The 1,677-nt window shown below is 59.2% G+C and carries 1 protein-coding gene and 1 pseudogene; one reads left to right on the top strand and one right to left on the bottom strand.

The window, feature by feature from the left end; genetic code table 11:
* Positions 1–662 (bottom strand): annotated as a pseudogene (locus WA989_RS12845) (hypothetical protein); the annotation flags it as partial.
* Between the two features lie 136 nt (positions 663–798).
* Here WA989_RS12845 and dapA point away from each other — a divergent pair.
* The gene (dapA, locus tag WA989_RS12840; RefSeq protein ID WP_424340887.1) at positions 799–1,674 is read left to right on the top strand and encodes a 4-hydroxy-tetrahydrodipicolinate synthase; all 876 of its coding nucleotides are present in this window, start codon (positions 799–801) and stop codon (positions 1,672–1,674) included.
* Positions 1,675–1,677: the final 3 nt, after the last annotated feature.

Here is a 1,677-nt window from a genome sequence, read left to right as displayed (position 1 = left end):
CGGATGCGCGCCTCGATCAGCGCTTTCCAGTCCGCGTTCAGATAGGGCTTCAGGCGCGAGGCAGCCGTGCGTTGCGCGGTCCACATCAGGAAGTCTGCGCGTTTCTGATGGTCTTCCTGCGTCAGGCTGTTGCCATAGCTCGACAGGACATCGGCGGTTTCCGAGCTGTCCAGCGTATTGCCGTGCCAGGCATTGCGGATCACCTCGACCGCACTCTCATAATCATTTGTCCGGCGATAGGCTTCGGCCAGTGCAAGCCGGCCTGAGCCCGAAATCGGCCCGCCAATGCTCTCGAACCAGGCGATTCGCTGCTCAGACGACAGCGCAGACAGCGCAACGGCCTCTTCAGCGCGGACCTGGACAGACCGCATTTGCGGCCAGTCGCCCTGCGTGTTGAGAAGATTGTCCAGCTCATCGAACGACATGAGCACGTCACCGCGCCCGCGATACCACAGAATCAGCTGGCGGACTGTCTCATCCCGGGCCTGTGCTTCCAGCGAACGCACGGTTGACCAGTTGCCGCTTTCAACCGCATTCAGCGCATCCCGAAGAAGGCCGGCATCATGGGTTGAGGCGACCTGCGAGGCGGCAATCAGCTCCGGTTTCAAGCTGGGCGTCGTCGGTATCGCAGCTGAAGCGCCTGCTGCGATTGATCCCAGCATTACTGCTGCAAGAGTTGCCCTTGATGTGCTAACGCGCATAAAGCCCTGTCCTGTTTCCTTAAACTTCGCGGCGTGCCAAACACGCAGCTTAGAATCCAGTTTCAATGTTCAACATATAAATCGCGGCAAGATTACGATGTTCCATGGTTCCATCCCTGCTCTGGTCACCCCATTCAAGAATGGGGCCGTAGACAGGACAACATTTGCCGATCTCGTCGAACGTCAAATCGAAGCGGGCGCCGGCGCCCTTGTGCCATGTGGCACGACAGGCGAGACGGCAACGCTCAGCCACGAAGAACACCGCGATGTTGTTTCACTTTGCATCGAGGTGGCGGCTGGCCGTGTCCCGGTCATTGCGGGTGCCGGCTCCAACTCGACACATGAAGCGATCGGACTTGTCCAGCACGCGAAAGACGCCGGCGCAGATGCTGCGCTCTGTGTCTGCCCCTATTACAACCGGCCGGACCAGGCAGGTCTAGAGGCTCATTTCAGGACGATTGCAGATACGGTTGCCCTGCCGATCATTCTCTACAATGTGCCGGGCCGCACTGTCTCTGATGTGCAGCCGGACACGGTGATCCGGCTTGGCAGTCATCCCAACATTGTCGGCATCAAGGATGCAACCGGTGATCTTGCGCGTGTGAGCCTGCATGCTGCGGGCCTTGAGGGCGAGCAATTCGTCCAGATTTGCGGCGAGGATCCGGTGACGCTCGGCTACCGTGCCATGGGCGGCACGGGCTGCATTTCGGTCACCTCCAATGTCGCGCCAGAGCAGATGGTCAAAATGCATGCTGCGATGGACGAGAGCGACCTCGCGACAGCCCGCGACATCGAGAAAAAGTTCATCGCCCTACACAAGGCGCTCTTTTTCTCACCCTCACCGGGGCCTGCAAAATATGCACTCGCCAAGCTTGGCCTTTGCTCGGACGAAACGCGCCTTCCCATTGTCGGCCCGGACGAAGCCACAAGACGCAGGATAGATGCTGCAATGGAAATCGCAGGACTTATATAGTCA

The organism is Henriciella sp. (assembly GCF_049649345.1).
In the GTDB taxonomy this organism is placed as follows: domain Bacteria; phylum Pseudomonadota; class Alphaproteobacteria; order Caulobacterales; family Hyphomonadaceae; genus Henriciella.
The sequence above is the reverse complement of the archived record's forward strand: the minus strand, read 5'-3'. Positions and strand labels throughout refer to the sequence as shown.

Bases quoted from the DNA above. Each gene is read 5' to 3' on its own strand.
- dapA (WP_424340887.1), top strand. From the start codon at position 799: ATGTTCCATGGTTCCATCCCTGCTCTGGTCACCCCATTCAAGAATGGG.